Genomic DNA, 26,894 nt, shown 5'->3' with positions numbered 1-26,894 from the left:
GAAGAAGATGCGTCAGTTCGGCAAAGTCGAAATCCCGCAGGAAGCCTTCATCTCTGCGTTGAAAATGGACGATTGATACGAAAAGCCCCGCCGAAGCGGGGCTTTTTTATCTCGAACTTGCCGGTTCCAATTCGATATAGTACTCACAGATCAATCTATGATTGAGCTGGGGTCTTTTGATGTTCCGTTTGTACCTTGATGAAGTCGGAACAGATGATTTGGTAAAGCTCGATGAAGATAATCATCGTTTCTTTAGTTTGACGGGTGTCATTGTTGAAATTTCGCACGTCACACAAGTCTTGCAGCCCAAGATCAACGCAATTCAAAATGACTGTTTTTCCCCTGATCCTGATGATCCACCAATTTGCCTTCACCGAAGTGATATTGTTCGGAGGAGGGGAGTATTCGGTCGGTTAAATGAAAATGATCTGCGCCAAAAGTTCGATAATCATGTCAGGGAACTGTTCAGCGACGTCGATTACAAAGTCATCACAATCTTGGTTGATAAACTAGAAATGACTCGACAGCCACATTGGCAAAACAAGCACCCTTATCATTATTTGATGGAAGTAATGGTAGAAAAGTACGCTCAGTTTCTCAAACGTGCCAATGATATAGGGGATATTATGCCTGAGGGGCGGCGTGGTAAGAAAGACACTGCGCTGCAAGAAGCTTTTTCGTATGTTCGCGAGAATGGAACGCACTACGTGAATTCTTCAACCATTCAGAGCCATATTCGTGCTTCAAAACTTAAGTTCCGATTCAAGGGTGATAACATCGCTGGTTTACAATTGTGCGATCTTTTAGCCCACCCTAGTCACATGAATGTACGTTATATGGAAGGACATGCAGTTGAGTTAGGGGCGTTTGCTTCGGAAACCATCAGCATTCTAAACGAAAATAAGTATGACCGGTCTCGCTACGGGAAAATTCGTGGTTATGGGTACAAGCTATTGCCTTGAAAACAAAAATGGAGCCTAGCGGCTCCATCCGGTGGATTATGTACCATCTGTTTACCGACCGCCGTAGCATCGGGTTGCTTTATTTCTACAGGATAGCACTGGAGTTGTCAAATTTATCCTAAAGCCCGCGTAGCGGGCAGCGCCCGACCCGCCCCCACGGGCGGGCGCTTCGCTTTCCGCCCTCGGGTCGGGCGCTGCCCGCCTCTCACTTCTTCCGCGTCCGCAACTCCTGCTCGCGCATCAGCATCTCGATCTGGTGGTCGTAGGCCGCCCACATCACGCGGCGGCGTTTGGCGTCGATGTCTCGTTCGTGGTCGGTGATGTCTTTGCCCATCAGCCGCTCCATCGCGCGGAGTTGGTAGAACGGCACCACTCCTGCTACGAGGCGGCGATGTTTGGTGATCCAGACGTGGGTGCCCATGCGGTCGATCCATTCGACATAGGCATTGGCGCGGGTGCGGAACGTGGTGAGCGACACTTTTTTGAACTGAGGCAACGGGTCGAGGTGCATTTGGGGCAAAACCTTCCATGAGGAATTCAAAATACGTCCTGTTTTGCGGAAAATCGGACTCTTTACGGGGTTTTGGCCCAGTAACGGACCGTGACGGTGCACGGTTAATACGTCCTGTATTTGCCTCAAACAGGTGCGATTAGGTTTACCAAAACGCTCCTAACGTCCCGTTACACCACCGTGCGGAGGGGGTGGGGCCACAAGATGTAGGGATTGATGCAGATCAACGCGGAGTGGCGTTAATATGAGTTAATCTTGATGCATTGGCATTTGTTGACAGGAGGCATCCATGCTCCGCCTTGCATCTATTCTTTATTCTTTGATCGGCACCACCCTCGCGGGTTCGCTCGTTGTTGCAGCACTTACAATGGGTTACGACACGCTGAACCCCATTCTGATGGCGGCTGGCGTGGGCTTTGTCGCGGCGCTGCCCGTGACGTGGCTGGTCGCTAAAGCGATCCAGAACGCATAAATCTCGACGGAAATCAGTGGCATCGGCGTTTACCTATAAAGGAGACGCCAATGCCAACGATTTATCTCTTTATTATCAGCGCTTTATCGGTCGCTGCGGTCTATTCGTCCTCAATAATCTAAGTTGAGGAACGTCCTGACCGCCATTTCAAATTCCCGCGGCTTTTCCGCATGCAGCCAATGCCCCGTTCCAGGGATTTTAGCGAAATGCGCGTTGGGGAATAACTCTTTGATTTTGTTTCGGTATTCTGGCAGGACATAGGTGGAATTTGCGCCCGACAGGAACAGCGTTTCGCCCTCAAATCGCTTGCCCGTGACGTCTGGAAAGCCCAAAATCGCAGGCATATTCGCCTCAAGCGCATCCAGATTGAGCTTCCAACGTTTCTCTTTTAAATCAAGGGATTGCAGGAAAAACGCTTGCAGCCCTTCGTCCAAATGCGCCAGCTGAGCCACCGCATCTTGCCGCTTTTCCACAATATCTAGGTCCACAGCCCGCATCGCATCAATATTTTGTGTCTGCGTATGGCTGTAAGCAATCGGCGCTATATCTGCCACAATCAGCCTGTTAACCTTTTCAGGGTAATTCAAAGCCACCATCATCGCCGCCTTGCCACCCATGGAGTGGCCAAGGATACTCCATTTATTTTCAATGACTTCCGCGATGTCGTCGGCCAGTTCGGGATAGGTGTGGCTGTCATTCCAAGGGCTGCTGCCGTGGTTGCGCATATCGACGGCTACGACCTCACGTTCATCTGAAAGACGTTTCGCGATCACGCCCCAATTGCGGCCTGACCCGAAAAGTCCGTGCGCAATCAAGAGGTTTGGTTTGTCGGTCGGTTCGCCGTGACGGATCGTGTTCAGCATAATCTTTCCCCAATTTGGCACAGGTATATCGACCGATAGGGCAAAGAAAAAGGGCCGCGACATGCATCGCGACCCCTTTGATCATGTAGCTCTGGTGACCTTAGAGGGTCGGGTAGAGCGGGAACTTTTCGCACAGGGCTTCGACCTCGGCTTTGACCTTAGCTTCGACTTCTGCGTTGCCGTCGGCGCCGTTAGCAGCCAGACCGTCAACAACCTCAACGATCCAGTCAGCGATCTGACGGAACTCTGCTTCTTTGAAGCCGCGGGTGGTGCCAGCTGGCGAACCCAGACGAACGCCCGAGGTTACGGTCGGTTTTTCAGGGTCAAACGGGATGCCGTTTTTGTTGCAGGTGATGTTTGCGCGACCCAGAGCGGCTTCGGTTTCGTTGCCTTTTACGCCTTTGGGGCGCAGGTCAACGAGCATCAGGTGGCTGTCGGTACCGCCAGTTACGATGTCGAGGCCACCTTTCATCAGCTGGTCAGCGAGCGCCTGAGCGTTTGCAACAACCTGCTTCTGATACTCTTTGAATTCGGGGCGCAGTGCTTCACCGAAGGCAACCGCTTTGCCTGCGATGACGTGCATCAGCGGGCCACCCTGAATACCCGGGAAGATCGCCGAGTTCAGTTTCTTTGCGATGGCTTCGTCGTTGGTGACGATCATGCCGCCGCGCGGACCACGGAGAGTCTTGTGGGTGGTGGTGGTGGCAACATGTGCATGCGGGAACGGCGACGGGTAGAGGCCAGCAGCCACGAGACCCGCAAAGTGTGCCATGTCGACGAGGAGGTATGCGCCAACGCTGTCTGCGATTTCGCGCATTTTAGCGAAGTCGATGATGCGCGGGATAGCCGAGCCACCTGCGATGATCATCTTCGGCTGGTGTTCGGTGGCAAGAGCTTGGATCTGGTCGTAGTCGATCTGGCTGTCTTGCTGGCGAACGCCGTATTGGATCGCGTTGAACCATTTGCCCGACTGGTTCGGCTTTGCGCCGTGGGTCAGGTGGCCGCCAGCGTCCAGCGACATGCCGAGGATGGTGTCACCCGGCTGGAGGAGGGCTTGGAACACGCCTTGGTTCGCTTGCGAACCAGAGTTCGGCTGAACGTTTGCGAATTCACAGTTGAACAGCTGTTTTGCGCGTTCGATCGCGAGGGTTTCAGCGATGTCTACGTATTCGCAGCCGCCGTAGTAACGCTTACCAGCATAACCTTCGGCGTATTTGTTGGTCATGACAGAGCCTTGGGCTTCCATCACAGCTTTGGATACGATGTTTTCCGAAGCGATCAGTTCGATCTCGTGGCGCTGACGGCCCAATTCAGAGCGGATCGCAGCAAAAAGATCGGGGTCACGGGTTTCAAGGCTTTCGGTGAAAAAACCAGCGTCGGTGGCAGTCATACGCACGTCCTCAGAGTAGGAGTTTTGATTGAGTGTTGTTTAGGGGTTCTAGCGCCGCGGGGAAAGTCGCGAAAACGTCATAATCATCATGAAAGCGAAGCAAAGGCGGGAAAGGGGGTCATGATCGGGGATATTTTCGCGCATAGGCAACTTTGGCGGTGCAGGGCGACGGTTCCTTTGCTACCCATTGATCATTGACCGGAGGGGACAATGACGAAAATTGCCTTTGTTGCCAGTGATGCACCCACCGCCCAGAATGCTCTGGAGCGTCTTTTGGCGCGTTATAAATCGGTGCCCGTCGAAGAGGCTGAGGTCATCGTCGCCTTGGGCGGGGATGGGTTCATGTTGCAGACCTTGCACGGGACCGAACATCTGGACCTGCCTGTTTACGGGATGAACCGTGGCACGGTCGGGTTTTTGATGAACGAATATCACGAGGACGATCTGTTGTTCCGTCTCGCCGCGGCAGAGGAAGAGCAGTTCAACCCGCTTTCCATGACGGCAGAGACCAATGATGGCAAAGTGCATCATGCGCTAGCGATTAACGAGGTGTCGCTCTTGCGTGAGGGGCCTCAGGCGGCGCGTTTGCGGATCACTGTCGATGGAAAGCTGCGGATGGCTGAACTGGTCTGTGATGGTGCGCTGCTTGCGACGCCTGCGGGATCCACGGCCTATAACTATTCTGCCCACGGTCCGATTTTGCCGATTGGTGCGGATGTGCTGGCATTGACTGCTGTGGCTGCGTTCCGTCCACGGCGGTGGCGCGGGGCGTTGTTGCCGAAATCGGCAGAGGTTCAGTTCGATGTGATCGACCCTAAAAAGCGTCCCGTGATGGCGGACGCGGATGGGCGGTCGGTGCGGGATGTTGCACGCGTTCGGATTAAGACGGCGACGGATGTGGTGCACCGCATCATGTTCGACCCGGGCCACGGGTTAGAGGAACGTCTGATCCAAGAACAGTTCGTATAGAATAAGAAAAGGCGGTAGGGTGATCCTACCGCCTTTGTCTATTGGTCTGTCGGTCGCTTACGACTTCGCATAGCCCATCGGGATCAGAGCCGCGCGGATCTCATCCAAGATCGCAGGATCGTCGATGGTAGCGGGCATCTTGAACTCTTCGCCGTCCGCGATTTTCACCATCGTCGCGCGCAGGATTTTGCCCGAACGGGTTTTCGGCAGGCGGTCCACCACGGTTGCGAGTTTGAACGCAGCCACTGGGCCGATCTGGTCGCGGACCAGTTTGACGACCTCTTTGATGATCTCATCGTGCGGGCGGTTGCAGCCCGAGTTGAGGCAGAGGAAGCCCATCGGCAACTGACCTTTGAGGTCATCGCTCACGCCGATCACAGCACATTCTGCAACGTCCTCATGCGAGGCGAGCACTTCTTCCATCGCGCCTGTGGACAGGCGGTGGCCTGCGACGTTGATCACGTCATCGGTGCGGGCCATGATGTAGAGGTAGCCGTCCTCGTCCTTCATCCCTGCATCGCCCGTTTCATAGTAACCGGGGAAGGTGTTCAGGTAGGACTTGCGGAAACGTTCTTCGGCGTTCCACAGGGTCGGCAGCGTGCCCGGAGGCAGCGGGAGTTTCACCGCAATCGCGCCAAGCTCTCCGTCTGGGACAGGGTGGCCAGCATCGTCGAGGATCTGCACGTCATAACCCGGCATCGGAACGGTTGGGGAGCCGATCTTAACAGGGAGCGCTTCGATCCCTGCGGGGTTGCCCGCGATGGTCCAGCCCGTTTCGGTCTGCCACCAGTGGTCATACACTGGAACGCCCAGAATGTTCTGCGCCCAGACGATGGTGTCAGGGTCAGCGCGTTCCCCAGCGAGGTAGAGCGCACGCAGGCAGGAGGTGTCGTATTTCTTAATGAATTCGCCCTTCGGGTCTTCGCGTTTGATCGCGCGGAACGCGGTCGGTGCGGTAAAGAAGGAACGGACGTTGTGTTCTTCGATCACGCGCCAGAAGGTGCCAGCGTCGGGGGTGCCGACGGGTTTGCCTTCAAAGACGATGGTGGTGTTGCCGTGCACCAGCGGACCGTAGGTGATGTAGGAGTGACCTACGACCCAGCCCACGTCCGATGCAGCCCAGAACACATCGCCTGGATCGACGTTATAGATGTTCTTCATCGTCCAGTTCAGCGCGACCAGATGGCCTGCGGTCGGACGAACGACGCCTTTCGGCTGACCTGTGGTGCCCGAGGTGTAGAGGATGTAGGCGGGGTGGTTGCCCTCAACAGGGACACATTCCGCAGGCTCAACACCGAATTGGAAGCCGTGCCAGTTAAAGTCACGACCTGGGATCAGTTCGGCGACTTCTTGTTCGCGCTGGAAAATAACGCAGAAGTCAGGCTTGTGAGTGGCTTGTTCGATGGCACCGTCGAGGAGCGGTTTGTAGTGCACAACGCGGTTTGGTTCCAAACCACAGGATGCCGCGATGATCGCTTTGGGTTTCGCGTCGTCGATCCGAACAGCCAGTTCGTGTGCCGCAAAACCACCGAACACGACCGAGTGGATCGCGCCAATACGGGCACAGGCCAGCATCGCCTCAAGCGCTTCGGGGATCATCGGCATGTAGATGATGACGCGGTCGCCTTTTTCGATGCCTTTGGCACGGAGCGCACCAGCAAGCGATGCCACGCGATTGCGTAGTTCGACGTAAGAGATCGACCGTTTGGTGTGAGTGATCGGGCTGTCGTAGATGATCGCAGCCTGTTCGCCGCGACCTGCCTCTACGTGGCGGTCAACGGCGTTGTAGCAGGTGTTCACTTTCGCGTCCGAGAACCATTCGTAAATCGGAGCGTTGTCATCAAACAGTGCCTTGGTCGGAGCCTCGACCCAGTCGATTGCCTTGGCCTGTTCCATCCAGAACCCTTCGGGATCAGATTTCCAGCTGTCGTATACGTCTTTGTAGGTCATAAGAGCTCCTCCTCTTGCTTGGGTAATGGTCTAAGCGAGAGGGGATCAGGCAAGCAACAATGTTAGCGTCCAGAGCGACGCTTTGGCGCAAAAAATTTGCAGAAAAGCGGCGATGTGGGTTGCAAACTTTTGCAAACTTTACAGAAATATACGGATTTCGGTAAAAATAGGCGAGGTTTGCAAAGTTTAGTGTCAGATTTTGTAAATCTGTCTTTGCAGAGATTCTAGCTGTGGCGCCCCTGTTGCCAAGAGCGCCACAACCCGAATTTAGCCGTAGTGCGACACTGGCGTGCCCGCGATTGCCGACATGTTCAGCAGACCGCGTGCAGTGATCGACGGGGTGACGATGTGGGCGCGGTTGCCCATGCCCATGAGGATTGGACCGACCTCAAGGCCGCCACCTTTCATTTTGAGAATGTTGCGCACGCCAGAGGCCGCGTCAGAGTTTGCAAAGATCAGCACGTTAGCCGAGCCCTTCATGCGGCTCTGCGGGAAGATGCGTTCGCGCAGTTCGGGATCAAGGGCGGCGTCGATGTGCATTTCACCCTCATAGCAGAAATCACGTGTCTCTGCGTCCAAAAGCGCCATCGCGGCCCGCATCCGACGGCCCGAGTCAATGTCGAGGCTACCGAACTGCGAATGCGAACACAGCGCGATGTTCGGCGTGATGCCAAAGCGCTTCGCGTGACGTGCCGCACCGATCACGGTTTTCGCGATCTGCGCGGGGGTCGGTTCAGGGTGCAGGTGGGTGTCTGCGATGAACAGCGGGCCGTCCTCAAGGATCATCATCGACAAAGCGGCAGTCGGTTCATGTCCGTCACGGCCCAGCACTTGGGTCACGTAGTTGAGGTGCCAGAGGTATTGACCAAAGGTGCCACAGATCATGCTGTCGGCCTCGCCACGTTGCACCATGATCGCCGCAATCGCGGTGGTGTTGGTGCGCATGATGGCCTTTGCCAGATCGGGCGTGACGCCCTGACGTTCCATCAGGCTGTGGTAGGTGGTCCAGTAGTCGTAGTAGCGCGGATCGTTTTCGGGGTTCACGATCTCAAAATCGACCTGCGGACGGATTTTCAAGCCAGCGCGTTCGCAGCGGCGTTCGATGACCTCGGGACGACCGATGAGGATCGGGGTCTCTGTGGTTTCTTCGAGAACGGCCTGAGCGGCGCGCAGAACGCGTTCGTCTTCGCCCTCAGAGAATACGATGCGGCGCGACGCGGTGCGGGCGGCTTCGAAGACAGGACGCATGAGGAGCGCGGACTTAAAGACCGACCCATCGAGGCGTTTCTTATACTCTGCCATATCGTCGAGCGGGGTTTTCGCAACGCCCGTTTCCATCGCGGCCTTTGCCACGGCAGAGGCCACAACGCCCATGAGGCGCGGGTCAAAGGGTTTGGGGATCAGGTAGTCGGCGCCAAATGTCAGTTTCTCGCCTTGATACGCGGCAGCGGCTTCGGCGCTGGTGGTTGCGCGGGCGAGGGCGGCGATGCCTTCAACGCAAGCGATTTGCATTTCGTCGTTGATCTCTGTTGCGCCCACGTCGAGGGCACCGCGGAAGATGAACGGGAAGCAGAGCACGTTGTTGACTTGGTTTGGGTAGTCCGAACGGCCTGTCGCGATGATCGCATCGGGCGAGGCTTCGCGGGCGAGGTCGGGCAGGATTTCGGGTGTCGGGTTCGCCAGCGCAAAGACGATCGGGCGGGTCGCCATTTTCTTGACCATCTCGGGTTTCAGAACACCCGGACCAGACAGGCCGAGGAAGAGGTCCGCGCTTTCGATCACCTCGTCCAGTGTACGCAGGTCAGAGGCCTGTGCGTAGGCTTCTTTCTGCGGGGTCATTTCTTCGGTGCGGCCCTGATAGACCAGACCCGCGATGTCGCAGAGCCATACGTTTTCACGCTTTACGCCGAGCTTCAGGAGCATGTTGAGGCAGGCAATGCCTGCCGCGCCGCCGCCAGTGGATACGACCTTAATGTCTTCGAATTTCTTGCCTGCGACGTGCAGCGCGTTGGTGGCGGCAGCACCCACAACAATCGCGGTTCCGTGCTGGTCGTCGTGGAACACAGGAATGTTCATGCGTTCGCGGCAGATCTTTTCAACGATAAAGCAGTCGGGCGCTTTGATATCTTCGAGGTTGATCGCGCCAAAGGTCGGTTCGAGCGAACAGACAATCTCGGCCAGTTTGTAGGGATCGGGTTCGTTCAGTTCGATGTCGAAACAGTCGATGTTCGCGAACTTCTTAAAGAGGACAGCCTTGCCTTCCATAACGGGCTTGGACGCCAAGGCACCGATATTGCCGAGGCCCAGAACTGCCGTGCCGTTCGTCACAACGCCAACAAGGTTGCCGCGCGAGGTATAAGCGCGTGCGGTGTCCGCGTCGGCCTTGATCTCGAGGCAGGCTTCGGCCACGCCGGGGCTGTAGGCGCGGGCAAGGTCACGTCCGTTTGCCAGAGGTTTGGTTGCGCGGATTTCCAGTTTCCCTGGTTTCGGGAACTGGTGGTAGTCCAGCGCTGCCTGACGCAGGTTGTCCTTGCTCTTGTCGGTCATGTGGTCATTCTTTTTTATTTAACGTTAAACTAAATTTTCTGTTGGTCCAATGCCTCCATACAGGGGATTGACCTCTCGTTGCAAACCTTATCGGCTGATATAGTCGGTATTTAAGTCATAGCGCTTGCAACCGTCCGCTTGGCGCTGCACATTTTACCAAACGATCAAAGAGGGTCCTATGTCGTTGCTCGATCATGCCAAAGCCGTTCGCGAAAATGCCTATGCGCCCTATTCCAATTTTAAGGTAGGCGCGGCGGTCCAGACCGCGAGCGGGACGATCTATACAGGCGTCAACGTTGAAAACGTCGCCTATCCCGAAGGCACCTGCGCCGAAGCGGGCGCTATTGCGGCCATGTGTGCGGCGGGTGACCGCAAGATTGTTGAGGTCGCGGTGATCGCCGATAGCCCAACGCCTGTGACGCCTTGTGGCGGATGCCGTCAGAAAATCGCAGAATTTGCGCAGCCTGACACGATCGTGCGGATGTATACGACGGGTGGGGCGCAGCTGGATATGACCGTGGCGCAGCTGCTGCCTGGTGTGTTCACCGCAGATCATATGGCCAATACCTAAAATGGACGCCCGCGCAATCATTGCCAAAGTTCGCGACCGCCAGTCGCCCACGACCGAAGAGCTGCGGTGGTTTGCCAATGGGCTTGCCTCTGGCGCGGTATCGGACGCGCAGGCGGGAGCCTTTGCGATGGCGGCGCTGTTGAATGGGCTGGGCGAAGAGGGGCGGATCGCTCTGACGCTCGGTATGCGCGATTCTGGTGATGTGCTGAAATGGCGGATGGATGGTCCTGTGATGGACAAACATTCGACGGGCGGCGTCGGGGATTGCGTGTCGTTGATCCTCGCGCCAGCGCTGGCGGCCTGTGGTGTGTTCGTTCCGATGATCTCTGGTCGGGGGCTGGGACATACGGGCGGCACATTAGACAAAATGGAAGCCATCCCCGGTGTGACGGCTCAGATTTCCGAGGCAGAGTTGCGCCGCATCGTGGCCAAGGTTGGCTGTGCAGTCGTAGGTGCCACTGGGTCAATCGCGCCTGCGGATAAACGGCTCTATGCGGTGCGGGACGTATGCGCGGCGGTGGAAAGTGTTGATCTGATCACCGCGTCGATCCTGTCCAAGAAATTGGCGGCAGGTCTAGAGGGGCTGATCCTCGACGTGAAAGTCGGCACGGGTGCGTTTATGAAAACACCGGACGAGGCGCGGGCCTTGGCGCGGTCGTTAGTGGCTACGGCGAACGGCGCAGGGTGCCCGACGGCCGCGATGATCACCGACATGAACGAACCGCTCGCGCCGACATTGGGCAATGCGCTCGAGGTTGCGACGTGTTTGGAGGTGATGGGTGGGGATCGGCTCGCGGCGCCTCGACTCTTTGACCTGACGGTTGCGCTGGGCGGGCGGCTTTTGGCGTTGGCTGGCGGGGCCGAAGGTGAGGGCGAAGAGAAAATCCGCGCTGCGATTGAAAGCGGTGCCGCGATGGATCGCTTTGCCCAGATGGTGTTCGAGATGGGCGGACCGCCTGACATGGACAAAGACTGGCGCACCCATTTGCCCAATGCGCCGTTTGTGGTTCCTGTGCCCGCGCCCGAGGCTGGACTGGTCACTGGATGGAATGGTCAGGCATTGGGGCTCACCGGTGTAGGAGTGGGCGGCGGACGTCAGGTTGAGACGGATAAGGTCGATCCTGCGGTCGGTCTGTCGGCTGCAATCCCGCTGGGCCGTGAGGTGCAAAAGGGCGATCCGATTGCCTTTGTTCATGCGCGGCGAGACGACGATGCGGCCCGGGCGGTGGCTGAAGTTCAGGCGGCGATCACGATTGGCGGGACGGACCCTGATCACCCCTTGGTGCATGAAAGGATCGACCCATGAGCCGCGCGTTTCTGGTCGTGATCGACTCTGTCGGGATTGGTGGCGCGCCCGATGCGGACAGCTATTTCAACGACGGGCGGCCTGATACGGGCGCGAATACCGTTGGCCATATCGCGCAGGCGATGGCGGCGGCGGGGAAACCGTTGCAGGTCGGGACCTTGGATGCGCTGGGATTGGGCGCGGCGTTGCGGCTGGCCTCTGGGTTAGAGGTCGAAGGTCTAGGCGCTGACCCCGTGGGCGCGTGGGCTGCAGCGACCGAGGTGTCCAAGGGCAAAGATACGCCGTCAGGTCACTGGGAATTGGCGGGGGTGCCCGTGCCGTGGGACTGGGGCTATTTCACAGATCACGAGAATTCGTTCCCCGAGGCCGTGATTGCCGAGGTCTGTAAGGTCGCGGGCGTCGATGGGATTTTGGGCAACTGCCACGCCTCTGGGACAGAGATCATCGCCCGCCTAGGGGCAGAGCATCTGCGGACGGGCTATCCAATCTGTTATACCTCTGCCGATAGCGTGTTTCAGATCGCAGCGCATGAAGAGGCATTTGGTCTAGAGCGGTTGTTGGACCTCTGCAAAGGCATCGCGCCGATGCTGCACGAGATGAAAATCGGGCGCGTGATTGCGCGGCCTTTTGTGGGTGAGGTCGGCGCCTTTACCCGCACCGCAAACCGCAAAGATTTCGCGATTGAACCGCCTGCGTCGACACTCTGCGAGTGGGTGCAGGGCGCTGGACGGCATGTCTATGCCGTTGGTAAGATTGGAGATATTTTCTCTATGCGGGGCATCAATGAGGTTCGAAAGGGCCGCGATGATGTGCTGATGGGGCATCTGTCCGATCTGGTCGATGAGGCGGTCGATGGATCGCTGACCTTTGCCAATTTCGTCGAGTTCGACAGCGAATATGGGCATCGTCGGGATGTGGCAGGGTATGCGGCACACCTTGAATGGTTTAGCGTTAAACTAAATGAGATTTTGCCGCGACTGCGGGACGGCGACCTGCTGGTTGTCACCGCCGATCACGGCAATGATCCGACATGGACAGGCACGGACCACACCCGTGAACGAGTGCCCGTTTTGATCCACGGTTTCGGGCCGCGCGCGCTGGGGCATATCGGGTTCTCCGACGTGGCCGCGACGATTGCCGCCCATCTGGGCGTTCCAGCCCAAGGCACAGGAAAATCAGTGATATGAGCTATAAATCCACCCCAAAGGTCGAGCTTCACCTCCATTTCGAAGGGGCTGCACCGCCTGATTTCATTCGCCAATTGGCGTTTGAGCAGAAGGTTGATTTGTCCAAGATTTTCAACGAGGACGGCAGCTATAAATACCGCGACTTTGACCATTTCCTTGAGGTCTATGAGGCGGCGACCTCGGTCCTGAAAACGCCAGAGCATTTTGCGCGGCTCTGCTCTGCGGTGCTAGAACGCAGCGCGGAAAACGGTGTGGTCTATTGCGAGACGTTCCTATCGCCCGATTTCTGCGGTGGCGCGGATGTGAGCGCGTGGCGCGAATATTTGCACGCGATCGAGGAAGCGGCGGACAAGGCTGATCGCGACATGGGCATCACGCTGCGTGGGATCGTGACGCCGATCCGCCATTTCGGACCTGAACAGGCGAAAAAGGCGGCGCTCTGTGCGGCTGAGACGAAGGGTGACTTTATCGTCGGGCTCGGCATGGGTGGGGCAGAGATGATGCACCGCCCTGGTGATTTCGCGTATTCGTTCGACATGGGGCGCGAGGCTGGGCTGCGTCTGACCTGTCATGCGGGCGAATGGGGCGGGCCAGATATGGTGGCTGACACCATCCGCGATCTAAAGGTCGAACGCATCGGCCACGGCATCAACGCGATGAAGGACCGCAAATTGGTCGATGATATCACTGAAGCAGGGATCGTCCTGGAGGTCTGTCCAGGGTCGAACGTGTTCCTCGGTGCGTCGGGCGATTGGGCGGATCACCCGATCAAACCGCTCCGCGATGCGGGTGTTAAGGTCACCGTGTCCACCGATGACCCGCCATTTTTCCACACCACTATGACCAAAGAATACGACATGTTGGCCCAGACCTTTGGCTGGGGTGACGAGGACTTTGACGAATTGAACAAGACCGCGATTGAGGCTGCGTTCTGCGATGCAGCCACCCGCGACATCATCATCAAACGATTGGAGACTGCCCAATGACCGACCATCTGACTGTTGTGGATCACCCGCTGGTTCAACACAAACTGACCTTGATGCGCGAGTCCCGCACGTCCACAGCGCAGTTCCGTCAGTTGCTGCGCGAGATTTCCCTGCTGCTGGCCTATGAGGTGACGCGCGGGTTGCCGATGACCACGCGGACGATTGAAACACCGATGTGCAGCATGGAGGCCCCGCAGATCGAGGGTAAGAAGCTCGCGCTGGTATCGATCCTGCGGGCAGGAAACGGGTTGCTGGACGGTATTCTAGAGCTGATCCCCGCCGCGCGTGTTGGCTTTGTCGGGCTCTATCGCGATGAGGAAACGCTGCAGCCTGTGCAGTATTACTTCAAAGTGCCAACCCAGCTAGAGGATCGCACGGTGATTGTCGTTGATCCGATGTTGGCGACGGGGAACTCTTCGGCGGCGGCGATTGACCTGATCAAACAGGCGGGCGCTAAGGATATTCGGTTCCTCTGCTTGCTCGCGGCACCCGAAGGGGTTGAGCGGATGAAAGAAGCGCATCCTGACGTTCCGATCGTGACAGCATCGGTAGACGAGCGTCTGAATGACCATGGATATATTGTTCCGGGTCTAGGGGATGCGGGTGACCGTATGTTTGGCACAAAATAATGGGCGCAAACTAGCGTTTAGCGGGTGCACACTCTTTACAGATTCACCGATCTGCGGCATTGTCACCGCTAATTAATGGGGACATTCATGTCGGATTTTCGTTTTATTGCAGCTGTCGTTGTTGGTCTTGCCGTTCAATCGCAAGGCGTACTGGCCGATACACTTCCTGCGGAAATCCCACCCGCGTCCTTTACGGGTAACCAATACGTTGACAGCAAGGGCTGCGTGTTCATTCGTGCGGGCCTTGCGGGGTCGTTGAATTGGGTGCCGCGTGTAAACCGTGATCGCAAGCAATTGTGCGGGTTTGAACCGTCGATTGGGGGCCGCGTTGCGTCGCCGCTGCCTGCGGATGTGCCGATCATTGGTGTGAGCGAACCGACGACCACTGTTGCGGCTGCGGCGCCTGCTGTTGTGGCGCCTGCTGCGACCCGTGATCCGATCCAGACTGTTGCGTCGATTGGCGTGTCCCCGCGTGTCGTCGCGCCTGCACCTGCGCCCGTTGTTGCAACGCCGCAAGTGACACGGCCAGAGCCGCGTCGTGTGACCTTGGCTGAGATTTGTCAGGGGCAGAGTGGGATTTTGGCGGGCTATGTGAATGCCGCAAATGGTCAACCGATCAACTGCGGTCCAGCGCGTCCTGTCGCGGTTGCCACTGTTGCGCCGACAATGGTGCCGTCGGTGGGGGGCTCGGCCTGTCCGTCGATTGGTCAGGCGTATTTGACGGGCGGCGCGGGCATGGCTGTCCGCTGTGGTCCGCAGACCCAAACCATTTCGCGCTACAGCAACCGCGTTCCAGCGAGCAATCCTGTTGCGATCAACACCACCGCTCCAAGCGGCGTATCGACGACGACCTATGTGCCGCGCCAGCCTGCCATGGCTGCGCCTGTTGTCTCGGTCCCGACCGTGACCGTGCCTGCCCCCGCTGTGCGGTCGAGCGGCTGCAATTTTGACAGCGTAAGCGCTCAATATGCAGGGGGCGCTGGTGTCCGCTGCACCCCGCAACAACAGTCCCCATCGGCCAGCCGTTATGTGACGGGCGCTGTGGGTGTGGACGCGACACGTGCGACTTCGATTGTGACGGGGAGCGGGTTGTTCGGGCCTGTTGTGCCCGCATCGAACCCAGTGGGCGTGAGCAGCGTTGGACCTTACTCGCCACCCGAAGGATATATCGGCGCGTGGACGGACGGTCGTTTGAACCCGCAGCGCGGTTTGACTGGCTACTAAGCCGCTGGGCTTAGTTTCCGCAGATCCCTTGCAACGCGACCCAATCACCATCTGACAAAATGAGTGGCGCTTGAGACGGGTCCACCGGATCGGCCTCGATCAGGTCGAGCGTGCGTTCCCCCGTGATATCCAAGGCAAAAGCGAAGGGTTTCGTTGAAACCTCTGAGTCAGCGAAGGCCTTGATCAGGCTATCGGTCGAGATGGGTGGCGCTTTGTCGGTCACGGCGATTTCGGCATAGTCGCGCAGGGTCGCGCTGCTCATGTCGCCCGTGGTCAGCAGTTGGAAAGTCGCCTGAATACCCGAGGTTTTCATCAAATGGCCCAATGGGTCGTCGGACTGACGCGCCAATTCGGCGGCGATCAGGAACCCTGTGGGGACGCCTGGGTCCTCGTAATCTTCGACGAGGGCGCGGTTCATCAGGATGATCCCGCCAGGCAGGGCGAGGGTGGTTGCGATGCCTTCGGGGACGATGAGCACACGCACATCACTGTCAGCGCCCAAGGCGCGATCTTTAAGCCGTTCGAGGGCTTGGATACCACGAGGGCTGCGGCAGACGGATCCCGTCAGTCGCTGCACATGCCCCAAGAGCGTCGCGCCAATCGAGGCTCGGCTGGCTTGGGATACCGCAGAGAGCGTATGGGTGCGTAGCGCGGAGGGCAGCCACAGAACGCCCAAGGCCAGCACCGCAGCGATAGAGAACGACAGTCCCGCACCGCGCAGACGCCCCGGTTTCGGACGGCGTTTGGAGAGCGCTTTGCGCACCTTTTCAATCGCTTCGATCATCAGTTCGTCGTCGATTTCCAGCGTTTCATCACCGCTGTCATCGGGTGCAAAGAGAGCAGGCACTTCGTTAGGGTTCAGGCGTTCAATCGCGGGGAGGGACCAGTGGGTCAGAGGCCGATTGGCCGTGTCGCGGATGATCAATGTGGCATCGCCAAAGCACACAGCCACCTCGCGGCGCTGTGCCTGTCCGTCGGCCCGCCAAAGGCCCAAACTTTCTAACCGAGTATACTGTTTAAGTGCTGTCATCTGCTCTTATTCTATTTTGCGTCACTTTAACCTGTCCCAGCGATATTGGATAGGGCGGACAATCGGACAAAATTTGATCAAATATGTCGCTAAGGGACAAGTCAGGTCGTTTTAGGTTTTGCATAACCCTAGCAACAGTTTGAGGGAAATTTATGACTGCACTCTCTGCCTCGTCGCATAACCGCGCTGGATTGGCCGCGTTCCTGATCATGTCCGCTATGGCGTGGTTCGGTTTGATCGATAACTTCGTACGTTTGGTCGCCGAAGAGGCAGGGTTGTGGCAGTTCCAATTGTTGCGCGGTGTGGTCGCATTGGCAGGACTGGGCGCGATTTCGTTGGTGACGGGCTATAGCCTCAAACCCAAGCGGCGGCGAAATGTCTATGCGCGCTCTGTGGTGTCATCGGGGGCGCTGGTTCTTTACTTTGCTTGCCTCGGCATCATGCCCATCGCCCAAGCCGTTGCGGGGCTCTTTACCTCTCCGATCTGGGTGATCCTGATTTCGGTGGTGTTCTTTGGCGAAAAGGTCGGGCCACGGCGCATTTTTGCAGTGGTGATCGGTTTTACCGGTGCTGTGTTGGCCTTGGGCGGCGGGGCAGGGGAGCTGTCATTGGTCAGTCTGCTGCCGATCCTTGCGGGGGCGGCCTATGCCATGGGGAATATGGCGACGCGCCGTTGGTGCGAGGGCGAAACGACGCTGTCGCTTTTGACGGGCTACACGGTGATGATCACGATCTGGGGCGCTGTTGGGCTCATGATTGTGACGTGGATGGCGGTGCCTGATGTGGGTGGCCCTGCGGGTTATGTGACCCGTGGATGGGTTGCCCCTGTTGGCGTGTTCCTTGGCCTGATCGTCTTGCACGGCTTTGGATCGCTCTTGGGCGTGGGGCTGACCATTCGCGCGTATCAAGCCGCTGACGCCACATTCGTGTCGGTGTTTGAAAACACGTTGCTGGTTTTCGCGACGATCTGGGCAGCGGTTCTTTGGGGCGAATTCCCGACGCCGCTGATGATCGTCGGTTTGCTGATGATTGCGGCCTCTGGGATCATCATTGCGATCCGTACAGACTCGCCCCCGATGGCAAGAACCGATAACATCGTGGAATGATAATCTCGCACGGTCGTCGTTATATCTTTGTCCATATTCCCAAAACCGGCGGAACCTCGCTGGCTCTCGCGCTCGAGGCGCGGGCGATGGCGGATGATGTGTTGATTGGGGATACGCCCAAGGCGATCAAACGGCGGCGTCGGTTGCGCGGGGTAGAGAGCTCGGGGCGGCTGTGGAAACACTCGCGGCTGGCCGATATCGAAGGCTTGGTCACGCGTCAGCAGATGGCGGAATATTTCACCTTTACGCTGGTGCGGAACCCTTGGGATCGGATGGTGAGTTATTACCACTGGTTGCAGGCTCAAACGTTCGACCATCCCGCTGTGACACTGGCAAAGACCACGGATTTCACGGGGTTCATGGCCCATCCGCATACTCACGCGAGCCTGAAATCATCGCCCTATGACAGCTACATGAGGGATACCGCTGGGGTTGAGCATTGCAACGCCTACATCCGGATCGAACATTTGGGTGAGGATTTGGCGGGTTTGTCTGATCACCTTGAATTTGTGCCAGAAATTCCCGTGGTGAACACGTCAACGCGCGAAAAAGACTGGCGCGGATATTACGAAGAATCAACCAAAGCGGTCGTGGAATCACTCTGCGCTGCGGACATCGAACGCTTTGGATATCGGTTCGATTGTTGAGAGATTGTGGTGAAATCTGGGGGCTTGGTCTGGGTTTTGCCGCATATCTCCGAACAATGCCCCAATTAAACCACGATCCGTCCCAAACTCTGACGCGGGAATAGGTGAATTCTTCTTTAACGGGAACGCAGAACGTGCCCCGACGGTTAAGGAAGACGCCGATGTATGCTTGGAACGACAAAAGCTGGACAAACGCCCATGCCGCTCTCGGCCATGATGCGACCCTTTCCGATGTAGATCACGGGATGCTGGCTGGTACCCGCGTCGCGACCGCGATGGGCTGGCGTCGGGTTGAGGCGATCTGCGAAGGCGATCAAGTGCTGACTTTCGATGGTGGTTTGCAGACTGTTGTGGCTGTGCGCCGTCAGGTGATCTTTGCTGGTGAAACCGCAGCGGCCATTGAGGACTGGCCGATGTTGGTTCCCGCTGGCGCACTGGGCAACCGCGAAGAGATGCGTATCCCCGCCCGTCAGGCTGTTCTCATCGAAAGCGATACCGCTGAGGACGTGTTCGGTGATCCCTTTGCGTTGATCCCTGTAGCGTCACTTGAAGGCTTCCGTGGCATCACACCGTCACGCCCTGCCGACCGCATCGAAATCGTTACCCTGCACTTTGCTGGCGACGAGATCGTTTTCGCGAACACAGGTGCATTGTTCTACTGCCCCAAGGCGACTGACATCCTGTCGGATCTCTTTGACAAGGATGAGCCGTCCTATTCGGTGCTGTCGCAAGAGCAAGCCGATCTGTTGGTCAGCTTCCTCGAACTCGAAAGCGAAACCTATGGTTCGGTCGCTCCGACGTGCGCCCAACTGGCGGCCTGAGTCGAAGCTGTAGGGCGCTGACACAGCTGGTATTCACTCATAACGTGCGCTACTCTGAAAATTCGCGCACCTATAGAGTGTATTTCGTCAAAATACTGACAAATTCACCGAGATTTGCATTCAAAAGGATAGTCTATCTTAAACCTTCGATAAATATGATGTATCCACGCGATCAGCAGATAGTGCTATTTCGTTTCGCTGGAGTTTCGAATGGGTTTCCTGTTTCTACTGTTGGGTGCTGCGGCCGCAAGTGGTCTCGTGATCCCTGAGCTAATGGGGCAGACAGACGGTGATAGTGCGCCGGCTGACGAGCAATCTGACGACCTCGCGGCGACTACTGATCTTTCCAGCTTCTTTGACGATCTGATCACACTGACCAATGAGGGCACTGCTGATGGCGGCGAAGGTGACGATACCATCGTTGCTGAAACCAACGACGAAGAAGACGACTACACCAACGAAGACGTGGTCTACAGCTTTGACATCAGCGGCGGCAACGGCAACGACGACATCACCCTAGATGGCGCGGCAGAGCAGGACGGTCTGGACAGCACTAACACCGTTGATGCGGGCGCTGACGACGACACTGTTGAGCTGAAGGGTGATTTCGGGTCGCACGTGGATGAGCTTGACCTCGGCGCGGGTGACGACAGCGTTACGCTCGGCTATGGTTCGGTCGTTGAGAGTCTGACCTTGGGCGCGGGTGCGGATGAGGTTGTGATGGGCGACATCGCGACTGAGGCCACGATTGAGGACTTTGATCCCGAAGAAGACGTTCTCGTCTTTGATCTGGGTCTGACCCACATCACCGAAGACAACATCGACGACTTCCTTGGCTTCAAAGAGGACGACGACGGTCTGATGGTCACTGTGACCGACGATTGGAGCGGCGAGATTTATTCGATGGTCTACCTCAAAGGTCTGACCATGGCGGACGTTCCCGCGCTGACCTTCGCTTACGCGTAAGCAGCAAGTTTTCAGATAGAGAAAGGGCGGGGAATTTCCCCGCCCTTTGTTGTTTTAGGCTGCTTGCTCTGCGGCGAAGCGGTTGTAGAACTCTTGGCCCTTATCCGCCATTTCACGCAGCAACGCGGGGCAGGCAAAGCGGTCGCCGTAGGTTTCGGTCAGTTGATCACAGACCTCTGCCGCATAAGGCGTGCCGATGATGTCGAGCCAGCTGAACGGACCGCCAGACCACGGAGCAAAGCCCCAGCCGAGGATCGCGCCCACGTCACCTTCGCGGATGTCTTCGAGAACGCCTTCTTCGAGCGCGCGGACCGCTTCTAGGACCTGAGCAAAGAGCAGGCGGTGCTGAACCGTGTGCAGATCAGGCTGTTCGTCGGCCACAGGGTATTTCGCGGCGAGGCCCGTCCAGAGGCCCTGACGTTTGCCTTTTTCGTCGTAGGCATAGAAACCAGCCGCGGTTTTGCGACCCAGACGCCCTTCGTCGGCCATCCAGAACAGAACCTCGTCCACAGCGCCATCGGGGTAGGCGTCGCCCATCGCGGCTTTGGTCGCTTTGGCGATTTTGACGCCGAGGTCGATGGAGGTTTCATCCACCAACTGCAGCGGGCCGAGCGGCATACCGACCAGTTTCGCGGCGTTTTCGATCAGTGCAGGTTCAACCCCTTCGGCAACCATGCGGATGCCTTCGTTGATGTAGGGGATGATGCAGCGGTTCGCGTAGAAGAACCGGGCGTCATTGACCACGATCGGGGTCTTGCGGATCTGGCGCACGTAATCGAGAGCCTTAGCCACGGCGCGTTCGCCTGTTGCTTTGCCCTTGATGATCTCAACGAGCATCATTTTCTCGACGGGCGAGAAGAAGTGGATGCCGATGAACTGCTCTGGACGCTTGGACGCTTTTGCCAGCATCGAGATTGGCAGGGTCGAGGTGTTGGAGGCAAAGATGCAATCCTCGCCCACGGCGGCCTCAACCTTGGCCGTCACGTCAGCCTTCACGGTTGGGTCTTCGAACACGGCCTCAATAATCAGGTCACAGCCAGCAAGCGCCGCATAGTCGGTGGTCGCGGTGATCAGCGACAGAACCTGTTCTTTCTTCTCTGGCGTGGCTTTGCGTTTGGCGATGCCCGCGTCCATGTATTTTTCGGTGTAGGCTTTGCCACGGTCTGCGGCCTCTTGGGTCGCGTCAATGAGTACGACCTCCATGCCTGCCTGCGCAGAGACGAGCGTGATACCCGCGCCCATCATGCCCGCGCCGATCACGCCGAGTTTTTTGACCTTCTGGTCCTCGACCTTCGGACGGTTCGCGCCCTTTTCCAGTGCTTCTTTGTTGATAAAGAGGCTGCGGATCATCGCGCCAGACGACGGGTTCATCAGAACGTTGGTGAACCAACGGGCTTCGATTTTGAGGGCCGTATCAAACGGCACCATTGCGCCTTCATAGACGGCAGAGAGCATGGCTTTGGCGGCAGGGTAGACGCCTTGGGTCTTGCCATTCACCATCGCAGAGGCGCCGACGTAGGTCATGAAGCCTGCGGGGTGGTAGGGCGTGCCGCCCGGAATCTTGAATCCCTTTTGATCCCACGGTTTCACCAGATCAGCGTCTTTGGCTTCTAGCACCCATGCCTTGGCTGCGGACAAGAGGTCATCGGCTTGCACCACTTCGTCGATGACGCCCGCGGCTTTGGCTTTCTTGGGGTCGTTCAGTTTACCTTCAAGCAACAACGGCGATGCTGCCATCGCGCCGAGCTTGCGCGACAGGCGTGTGGTGCCGCCAGCGCCTGGGAAAATACCGACGAGGATTTCAGGCAGGCCGATTTTGGCCTTTGGATTGTCCGCCGCGAAAATACGGTGGGTGGACAGTGGCAGTTCGAGGCCAATGCCAAGAGCGGTGCCAGGGAGAGCTGCTGCTGTCGGTTTGCCACCCTTTTGGGTTTTCGGATCCATCCCTGCGAGTTCGATTTTGCGCAGGATCGCGTGCATCTGCATGGTGCCTTCAAAGAGGCCTTTTGCGGGATCGTCGCCCGCGCTCTCTTTCATCTTGGCGATGACGTTGAGGTCCATGCCGCCCGCAAAGGTGTCTTTGCCAGAGGTGATTACGATGCCTTTGACGGCTTCGTCGGCATGGGCCTGATCGATAAGATCAGAGAGATGCGCCAGTCCTTCGAGGCTCAGCACGTTCATGGATTTGTTGGGAACGTCCCACGTGATTACGGCAACGCCATCGGCGTCTGTGGTCATGGTGAAATCGGTCATGGTCTTACCTCCCTCAGACGCGTTCGATGATGGTTGCTGCACCCATGCCGGATGCGATGCACAGAGTGGCGAGGCCAGTGCCCTTGCCCGTGCGTTCAAGTTCATCGAGCAAGGTGCCGATGATGATCGCGCCTGTCGCGCCCAATGGGTGACCCATCGCAATCGAACCGCCGTTGACGTTTACGACCGACGGATCAACGTTGAACGCCTGCATAAAGCGCAGAACGACCGACGCGAAGGCTTCGTTCACTTCAAACAGATCAATGTCAGAGATCGACATGCCGCTGTCAGCGAGGATCTTTTCGGTCACAGGAACAGGACCTGTCAGCATGATCGTCGGATCGGTGCCGATTTTCGCGGTGGCGCGGATGCGGGCACGCGGTTTGAGGTCGTATTTTTCGCCGAACTCTTTGTTGCCGATCAGAACGCCGGCCGAGCCGTCCACGATGCCTGATGAGTTCCCTGCATGGTGGATGTGGTTGATCCGCTCAAGATGCGGGTATTTCATCAGGGCCACTTTATCAAAGCCCGGCATCACCTCGCCCATGTCCTTGAACGACGCCTTCAGCGCGCCGAGCATCTCTGCGGTCGTGCCAGGGCGCATGTATTCGTCGTGGTCGAGGATGGTGAGACCGTTTTGGTCAATCACAGGCACCACGGATTTGGCAAAGCGGTTATCGTCCCATGCGGCTTTTGCGCGGCGCTGGGATTCAACGGCGAGCGCGTCTGCGTCCTCACGGCTAAACCCGTATTCGGTGGCAATGATGTCTGCCGAAATGCCTTGGGGGACGAAATAGGTGTCCATCGCGATCGACGGATCAACCGCAATTGCGGCACCGTCACTGCCCATCGCAACGCGGCCCATCATTTCAACGCCGCCCGCGATATAGGCCATACCCGCGCCGCCCTTGATCTGGTTTGCGGCGAGGTTCACGGCTTCCATGCCCGAGGCGCAGAACCGGTTGATGGCAAGGCCGGGTATTGATTGATCAAGGTCAGAGGCCAAAACTGCAGTGCGCGCCAAACAGCCGCCCTGTTCGCCAACTTGGGTCACGTTGCCCCAGATCACGTCTTCAACCGCGTGACCATCAAGGCCATTGCGGTATTTCAGTGCGTTCAACACATTTGCCGACAAACGGGCCGAGGTCACTTCGTGCAGGCTGCCGTCTTTGCGGCCCTTGCCCCGCGGCGTTCGGATCGCGTCGTAAATATAGGCTTCGGTCATTCAGTCCTCCTCAGGCCGCAGGAAATGCGCGGCGCATCAAATCGTATGGGTGTTTCCAACCGGGCAGGGCCGCAATGCGGTCGAGCCAACGGTCGATATTGGGATAATCCTTGCGCTCGAACCCAAAGGGTTCAGGGTAATAAAGGTAAGCACAGCAGGACAGATCAGCATTGGTGATCGTGTCGCCCACGATCCACTCGCGTCCCTCAAGGTGCGCCTCTAGCGTTGCGAAAGCCGTCTTTAGTCGACCGCTGACAAAAGCGATGACCTCTTGCGGGCGTTTGTCCTCGGGTAGGAAATTCATCAGGAACCGCAGCATCCCCGCTTGGGACGAGAATTTGTGGTTGTCCCACAGAACCCAGCGCAGAATTTCAGAGGCCTCGCGGTCGTTCGCGCCACCGAATTTGCCTGTCTCTTTTGAGAGGTGATCCAAGATCACGCCCGATTGGGTCAGCACCAGATCGTCATCCACATAAACGGGGCATTCGCCCATTTCGTTCACGGAGCGGAACTCTGGGCTGCGCGATCCACCTGCGAAGAAATCAACAAAAATCGGGTCCCAATTGACCTCGGCCAAGGTCAGGGCTAGCGCCACTTTGTACGAATGGCCGCTTTCCCCAAAACAATAGAGTTGTTTGGTCACTGTCTCATCCTCCTCAGTTCACCGTGAGCGCCGGGGGTTTTCCACCCCCGGACCCCCGGAGAGTTGTTGCAGCAAGGTGAACTGGCCACCTTTATCCTTTTTTAACGCCACCCTCTTATTCAAACCCCAAGGTACAGGTTGGAGAACCCAGGGCCCTGCAAGGTGAAGCCCTGTCCCGCGTCCTCCGAGAGAATGTCGCGGGCAGGGTGGAACTCTCGTTTCACCTTGCCGTAACAACTCCCGCCGGAGGCTCCGACCGCGGGGCAGGGCGGTAACATGCCAAACTCTAGAACTGCTCTGCTGACAAATCCATGACAGTCTCTGCACCCGTTTCAATGCGGGCTAGGTGCATCGCACAGGCGGGCAGTTGACGTGCCATGTAGTATTTGCCAGTTGCGATTTTGCCTTCGTAGAACGCGGTGTCAGAGGCGCCGTTGTCGAGCGCGGTGTAAGACGCTGCCGCCATACGGGTCCACATCAGGCCGAGGCAAACATGACCCATGAGGTGCATGAAGTCGTAAGAACCAGAGAGCGCGTTGTTCGGGTTTTTCATGCCGTTCTGCATGAAATACATGCCCGCCGCTTGCATCTGTTTTGACGCGTTTTTCAGGGCCTCGACAAAGGTTTGCATCCGCTCATCGGTGTGGGACTTGCACTCTGCCTTGACCATCTCAAAGAAGGCCATGACGTGTTTGCCGCCGTCTTGGGCCAGTTTGCGGCCAACGAGGTCGAGCGCTTGGATGCCGTTCGCACCCTCATAGATCATCGCAATCCGCGCATCGCGGGCGAATTGGGACATGCCCCATTCTTCGATATAGCCATGACCGCCGTAAACCTGTTGGGCCTGCACGGCCATTTCAAAGCCTTTGTCGGTCTGGAAGCCCTTGATCACAGGGGTGAGGAGCGAGACGAGGCCATCGGCTGCTGCATCACCAGAGCGGTGCGCACGGTCGATCAGGTTTGCGCCCCAGTAGGTCAATGCCCGCGCGCCTTCGGTAAAGGACTTTTGGTCCATCAGATTGCGGCGGATATCGGGGTGCACGATCAGCGGGTCGGCTGGACCGTTGGGATTTTCAGCGCCCGTGACCGCGCGGCCCTGCAGGCGGTCTTTGGCATAGGCGACGGCGTTTTGGTAGGCCGCCTCGGACTGGGCGTAACCCTGAAGGCCAACACCCAAACGGGCCTCGTTCATCATGGTGAACATGGCGCGCATGCCTTTGTGCGCCTCGCCCACCAGATAGCCCGTCGCACCGTCGTAGTTCATCACGCAGGTCGCGTTGCCGTGGATGCCCATTTTCTCTTCGATCTTACCGACCGAAACCGCGTTGCGGTCGCCGAGTGAACCGTCATCGTTCACCATGATTTTCGGCACGATGAAGAGCGAGACGCCTTTGATGCCTTCGGGACCGCCCACGATTTTTGCCAGAACGAGGTGGATGACGTTCTCGGACAGATCGTGGTCGCCTGCCGAGATAAAGATCTTTTGGCCAGTGATTTTGTAGCTGCCGTCGTCCTGCGGCTCTGCCTTGGTCCGCATGAGGCCCAGATCGGTGCCGCAATGTGGTTCGGTCAGGTTCATCGTGCCAGTCCAGTCACAGGTGACCATCTTGGGCAGGAATTTCGCCTTTAGGTCGTCCGAGGCGTGGGCGTGGATGGCGGAGTATGCGCCGTGGGTGAGGCCCTGATACATGTTAAAGGCCATGTTGGCCGACACGAAGGGTTCCATCACGGCGGTGTTGAACACATAGGGCAGACCCTGACCGCCGTATTCGGGGTCACAGTCGAGCGCGGTCCAACCGCCTTCTTTCATTTGGTCAAAGGCCGCTTTGAACCCAGTCGGCGTGCGGACGACACCGTTTTCATAGGTGCAGCCTTCGGTGTCGCCAACCGCATTCAGCGGGGCCAAAACTTCCGACGCGATTTTGCCAGCTTCTTCGAGCACGGCAGAAGTGAAATCGCGGTCCAGCTCGTCGTATCCGGCGATATCTTGTTCCGAAACCTTCAACAGGTCGTGCAGCACGAATTGGATATCTTTGATGGGGGCGGTGTAGCTGGGCATTGTGCGGTCTTCTCCTCCGGTGGTGTGGGAAGGGCGCCTTAAGCAGCCCGTTCCGCGCGTAATTTCGCCAGATGTTGGCGACCCCATTCGATCTGCTGTCGGAGATCGTCGATGGCGGTTTCCAACTCGGCCTTTTGTTGCTCCATCTCGGCCAGATGTTGTTTGGCCACTTCGTAGGTCTTAACCAGCTGGGTTTCTTGCTGGTCGTCCAGTTCGTAGAGGTCGAGGAGCTGCCGGATTTTTTCCAGCGAGAAACCGAAGCGCTTACCGCGCAGGATCAGTTTCAAGCGAGCCCGATCGCGTTTGGTAAACAGGCGCTTTTGCCCGTCACGGATCGGAAACAACAGCTCTTTGGCCTCGTAGAACCGCAAAGTGCGAGGTGTTACGTCGTAGGCGTCGCACATCTCGCGGATGGTCATGGTCTGGTTGTTCGTTTCGTTCATTTTCGTCTCACTCATGCGTTGACGTGATGGTAGCGCAATCGGCAAAGACAGTTTCACCATACAAGCCAAGTTTACCAGAACGTAAACGAAACGCTGCGTCATTTTTCAGTATGACGAAAGGTCATTAAAGCTGT

General features: G+C 57.5%; 24 protein-coding genes. 13 read left to right on the top strand and 11 right to left on the bottom strand.

Going from position 1 to position 26,894, the window contains the following annotated elements:
• The first annotated feature begins 179 nt into the window (after positions 1-179).
• Positions 180-962 (top strand): DUF3800 domain-containing protein, encoded by a 783-nt coding sequence (locus AC1QQ2_RS11645; RefSeq protein WP_479713255.1) that lies wholly within the window; start codon positions 180-182, stop codon positions 960-962.
• Positions 963-1,167: 205 nt separating this feature from the next.
• Here AC1QQ2_RS11645 and AC1QQ2_RS11640 read toward each other — a convergent pair whose 3' ends face one another.
• Complete coding sequence (locus tag AC1QQ2_RS11640; protein ID WP_249946505.1) at positions 1,168-1,473, bottom strand: hypothetical protein; 306 nt, start codon at positions 1,471-1,473, stop codon at positions 1,168-1,170.
• A gap of 289 nt (positions 1,474-1,762) precedes the next feature.
• On the opposite strand from AC1QQ2_RS11640, the gene AC1QQ2_RS11635 reads away from it, so the two are divergent.
• Positions 1,763-1,945, top strand: coding sequence for a CTP synthetase (locus AC1QQ2_RS11635; protein ID WP_479713254.1), 183 nt, complete (start codon positions 1,763-1,765; stop codon positions 1,943-1,945).
• A gap of 110 nt (positions 1,946-2,055) precedes the next feature.
• Here AC1QQ2_RS11635 and AC1QQ2_RS11630 read toward each other — a convergent pair whose 3' ends face one another.
• A complete protein-coding gene (locus AC1QQ2_RS11630; RefSeq protein ID WP_479713257.1) occupies positions 2,056-2,808 on the bottom strand; it encodes an alpha/beta fold hydrolase in 753 nt (250 codons plus the stop codon).
• Between the two features lie 100 nt (positions 2,809-2,908).
• Complete coding sequence (gene glyA, locus AC1QQ2_RS11625; protein WP_105235510.1) at positions 2,909-4,198, bottom strand: serine hydroxymethyltransferase; 1,290 nt, start codon at positions 4,196-4,198, stop codon at positions 2,909-2,911.
• Positions 4,199-4,408: 210 nt separating this feature from the next.
• On the opposite strand from glyA, the gene AC1QQ2_RS11620 reads away from it, so the two are divergent.
• A complete protein-coding gene (locus AC1QQ2_RS11620) occupies positions 4,409-5,167 on the top strand; it encodes an NAD kinase (RefSeq protein ID WP_105235509.1) in 759 nt (252 codons plus the stop codon).
• 57 nt (positions 5,168-5,224) lie between these two features.
• Here AC1QQ2_RS11620 and prpE read toward each other — a convergent pair whose 3' ends face one another.
• Complete coding sequence (gene prpE, locus AC1QQ2_RS11615; RefSeq protein WP_479713253.1) at positions 5,225-7,117, bottom strand: propionate-CoA ligase PrpE; 1,893 nt, start codon at positions 7,115-7,117, stop codon at positions 5,225-5,227.
• 267 nt (positions 7,118-7,384) lie between these two features.
• Positions 7,385-9,664, bottom strand: coding sequence for an NADP-dependent malic enzyme (locus AC1QQ2_RS11610; RefSeq protein WP_479713252.1), 2,280 nt, complete (start codon positions 9,662-9,664; stop codon positions 7,385-7,387).
• Positions 9,665-9,842: 178 nt separating this feature from the next.
• Between AC1QQ2_RS11610 and AC1QQ2_RS11605 the strand changes: the two genes are divergently transcribed.
• From AC1QQ2_RS11605 to AC1QQ2_RS11580, 6 genes are all read left to right on the top strand, one after another.
• Positions 9,843-10,235 carry a cytidine deaminase gene (locus tag AC1QQ2_RS11605; protein WP_105235506.1) on the top strand — a complete coding sequence of 131 codons (393 nt, stop codon included), beginning with the start codon at positions 9,843-9,845 and terminating at the stop codon, positions 10,233-10,235.
• 1 nt (position 10,236) lies between these two features.
• Positions 10,237-11,541 (top strand): thymidine phosphorylase, encoded by a 1,305-nt coding sequence (locus AC1QQ2_RS11600; protein ID WP_479713251.1) that lies wholly within the window; start codon positions 10,237-10,239, stop codon positions 11,539-11,541.
• Positions 11,538-12,728 carry a phosphopentomutase gene (locus AC1QQ2_RS11595; RefSeq protein WP_479713250.1) on the top strand — a complete coding sequence of 397 codons (1,191 nt, stop codon included), beginning with the start codon at positions 11,538-11,540 and terminating at the stop codon, positions 12,726-12,728. Before AC1QQ2_RS11600 ends, AC1QQ2_RS11595 begins: the two co-directional genes overlap by 4 nt.
• Positions 12,725-13,714, top strand: coding sequence for an adenosine deaminase (locus AC1QQ2_RS11590; RefSeq protein WP_479713249.1), 990 nt, complete (start codon positions 12,725-12,727; stop codon positions 13,712-13,714). The genes AC1QQ2_RS11595 and AC1QQ2_RS11590 overlap by 4 nt, the downstream gene beginning before the upstream one ends.
• On the top strand, positions 13,711-14,343 hold the full coding sequence (upp, locus tag AC1QQ2_RS11585) for a uracil phosphoribosyltransferase (RefSeq protein WP_067549546.1): 633 nt from the start codon (positions 13,711-13,713) through the stop codon (positions 14,341-14,343). Before AC1QQ2_RS11590 ends, upp begins: the two co-directional genes overlap by 4 nt.
• Positions 14,344-14,430: 87 nt before the next feature.
• Entirely contained in the window at positions 14,431-15,567 is a 1,137-nt protein-coding gene (locus tag AC1QQ2_RS11580) for a hypothetical protein (RefSeq protein ID WP_479713248.1), read from the top strand.
• Between the two features lie 10 nt (positions 15,568-15,577).
• Here AC1QQ2_RS11580 and AC1QQ2_RS11575 read toward each other — a convergent pair whose 3' ends face one another.
• Positions 15,578-16,597, bottom strand: coding sequence for a hypothetical protein (locus AC1QQ2_RS11575; protein ID WP_479713247.1), 1,020 nt, complete (start codon positions 16,595-16,597; stop codon positions 15,578-15,580).
• A 152-nt stretch (positions 16,598-16,749) separates the two neighbouring features.
• On the opposite strand from AC1QQ2_RS11575, the gene AC1QQ2_RS11570 reads away from it, so the two are divergent.
• From AC1QQ2_RS11570 to AC1QQ2_RS11555, 4 genes are all read left to right on the top strand, one after another.
• Positions 16,750-17,703: a DMT family transporter gene (locus AC1QQ2_RS11570; RefSeq protein ID WP_479713246.1), complete on the top strand. Its 954-nt coding sequence runs from the start codon at positions 16,750-16,752 to the stop codon at positions 17,701-17,703.
• Positions 17,700-18,350, top strand: coding sequence for a sulfotransferase family 2 domain-containing protein (locus tag AC1QQ2_RS11565; protein WP_479713245.1), 651 nt, complete (start codon positions 17,700-17,702; stop codon positions 18,348-18,350). The genes AC1QQ2_RS11570 and AC1QQ2_RS11565 overlap by 4 nt, the downstream gene beginning before the upstream one ends.
• 161 nt (positions 18,351-18,511) lie before the next feature.
• A complete protein-coding gene (locus AC1QQ2_RS11560) occupies positions 18,512-19,171 on the top strand; it encodes a Hint domain-containing protein (protein ID WP_479713244.1) in 660 nt (219 codons plus the stop codon).
• A gap of 210 nt (positions 19,172-19,381) precedes the next feature.
• Complete coding sequence (locus tag AC1QQ2_RS11555; RefSeq protein ID WP_479713243.1) at positions 19,382-20,137, top strand: hypothetical protein; 756 nt, start codon at positions 19,382-19,384, stop codon at positions 20,135-20,137.
• 54 nt (positions 20,138-20,191) lie between these two features.
• Here AC1QQ2_RS11555 and AC1QQ2_RS11550 read toward each other — a convergent pair whose 3' ends face one another.
• The 5 genes from AC1QQ2_RS11550 to AC1QQ2_RS11530 form a co-directional block, all read right to left on the bottom strand.
• Positions 20,192-22,390, bottom strand: coding sequence for a 3-hydroxyacyl-CoA dehydrogenase NAD-binding domain-containing protein (locus AC1QQ2_RS11550; protein WP_479713242.1), 2,199 nt, complete (start codon positions 22,388-22,390; stop codon positions 20,192-20,194).
• A gap of 13 nt (positions 22,391-22,403) precedes the next feature.
• The gene (locus tag AC1QQ2_RS11545) at positions 22,404-23,615 is read right to left on the bottom strand and encodes an acetyl-CoA C-acetyltransferase (RefSeq protein WP_249946491.1); all 1,212 of its coding nucleotides are present in this window, start codon (positions 23,613-23,615) and stop codon (positions 22,404-22,406) included.
• Positions 23,616-23,625: 10 nt separating this feature from the next.
• The gene (locus tag AC1QQ2_RS11540; RefSeq protein WP_479713241.1) at positions 23,626-24,258 is read right to left on the bottom strand and encodes a glutathione S-transferase family protein; all 633 of its coding nucleotides are present in this window, start codon (positions 24,256-24,258) and stop codon (positions 23,626-23,628) included.
• Positions 24,259-24,544: 286 nt separating this feature from the next.
• Positions 24,545-26,317: an acyl-CoA dehydrogenase C-terminal domain-containing protein gene (locus AC1QQ2_RS11535; RefSeq protein ID WP_479713240.1), complete on the bottom strand. Its 1,773-nt coding sequence runs from the start codon at positions 26,315-26,317 to the stop codon at positions 24,545-24,547.
• A gap of 38 nt (positions 26,318-26,355) precedes the next feature.
• Entirely contained in the window at positions 26,356-26,775 is a 420-nt protein-coding gene (locus AC1QQ2_RS11530; protein ID WP_479713239.1) for a MerR family transcriptional regulator, read from the bottom strand.
• Positions 26,776-26,894: the final 119 nt, after the last annotated feature.

It is taken from the genome of Aestuarium sp. (genome assembly GCF_023253315.1).
In the GTDB taxonomy this organism is placed as follows: Bacteria; Pseudomonadota; Alphaproteobacteria; order Rhodobacterales; family Rhodobacteraceae; genus Marivivens; species Marivivens donghaensis.
The sequence above is the reverse complement of the archived record's forward strand: the minus strand, read 5'-3'. Positions and strand labels throughout refer to the sequence as shown.

Bases quoted from the DNA above. Each gene is read 5' to 3' on its own strand.
- AC1QQ2_RS11550 (WP_479713242.1), bottom strand. From the start codon at position 22,390: ATGACCGATTTCACCATGACCACAGACGCCGATGGCGTTGCCGTAATC.
- AC1QQ2_RS11535 (WP_479713240.1), bottom strand. From the start codon at position 26,317: ATGCCCAGCTACACCGCCCCCATCAAAGATATCCAATTCGTGCTGCAC.
- AC1QQ2_RS11635 (WP_479713254.1), top strand. From the start codon at position 1,763: ATGCTCCGCCTTGCATCTATTCTTTATTCTTTGATCGGCACCACCCTC.
- AC1QQ2_RS11545 (WP_249946491.1), bottom strand. From the start codon at position 23,615: ATGACCGAAGCCTATATTTACGACGCGATCCGAACGCCGCGGGGCAAG.
- upp (WP_067549546.1), top strand. From the start codon at position 13,711: ATGACCGACCATCTGACTGTTGTGGATCACCCGCTGGTTCAACACAAA.
- AC1QQ2_RS11570 (WP_479713246.1), top strand. From the start codon at position 16,750: ATGACTGCACTCTCTGCCTCGTCGCATAACCGCGCTGGATTGGCCGCG.
- AC1QQ2_RS11630 (WP_479713257.1), bottom strand. From the start codon at position 2,808: ATGCTGAACACGATCCGTCACGGCGAACCGACCGACAAACCAAACCTC.
- AC1QQ2_RS11640 (WP_249946505.1), bottom strand. From the start codon at position 1,473: ATGCACCTCGACCCGTTGCCTCAGTTCAAAAAAGTGTCGCTCACCACG.
- AC1QQ2_RS11645 (WP_479713255.1), top strand. From the start codon at position 180: ATGTTCCGTTTGTACCTTGATGAAGTCGGAACAGATGATTTGGTAAAG.
- AC1QQ2_RS11560 (WP_479713244.1), top strand. From the start codon at position 18,512: ATGTATGCTTGGAACGACAAAAGCTGGACAAACGCCCATGCCGCTCTC.
- AC1QQ2_RS11605 (WP_105235506.1), top strand. From the start codon at position 9,843: ATGTCGTTGCTCGATCATGCCAAAGCCGTTCGCGAAAATGCCTATGCG.
- glyA (WP_105235510.1), bottom strand. From the start codon at position 4,198: ATGACTGCCACCGACGCTGGTTTTTTCACCGAAAGCCTTGAAACCCGT.
- AC1QQ2_RS11555 (WP_479713243.1), top strand. From the start codon at position 19,382: ATGGGTTTCCTGTTTCTACTGTTGGGTGCTGCGGCCGCAAGTGGTCTC.
- AC1QQ2_RS11620 (WP_105235509.1), top strand. From the start codon at position 4,409: ATGACGAAAATTGCCTTTGTTGCCAGTGATGCACCCACCGCCCAGAAT.
- AC1QQ2_RS11590 (WP_479713249.1), top strand. From the start codon at position 12,725: ATGAGCTATAAATCCACCCCAAAGGTCGAGCTTCACCTCCATTTCGAA.
- AC1QQ2_RS11600 (WP_479713251.1), top strand. From the start codon at position 10,237: ATGGACGCCCGCGCAATCATTGCCAAAGTTCGCGACCGCCAGTCGCCC.
- AC1QQ2_RS11565 (WP_479713245.1), top strand. From the start codon at position 17,700: ATGATAATCTCGCACGGTCGTCGTTATATCTTTGTCCATATTCCCAAA.
- AC1QQ2_RS11610 (WP_479713252.1), bottom strand. From the start codon at position 9,664: ATGACCGACAAGAGCAAGGACAACCTGCGTCAGGCAGCGCTGGACTAC.
- AC1QQ2_RS11580 (WP_479713248.1), top strand. From the start codon at position 14,431: ATGTCGGATTTTCGTTTTATTGCAGCTGTCGTTGTTGGTCTTGCCGTT.
- AC1QQ2_RS11595 (WP_479713250.1), top strand. From the start codon at position 11,538: ATGAGCCGCGCGTTTCTGGTCGTGATCGACTCTGTCGGGATTGGTGGC.
- prpE (WP_479713253.1), bottom strand. From the start codon at position 7,117: ATGACCTACAAAGACGTATACGACAGCTGGAAATCTGATCCCGAAGGG.
- AC1QQ2_RS11530 (WP_479713239.1), bottom strand. From the start codon at position 26,775: ATGAGTGAGACGAAAATGAACGAAACGAACAACCAGACCATGACCATC.
- AC1QQ2_RS11575 (WP_479713247.1), bottom strand. From the start codon at position 16,597: ATGACAGCACTTAAACAGTATACTCGGTTAGAAAGTTTGGGCCTTTGG.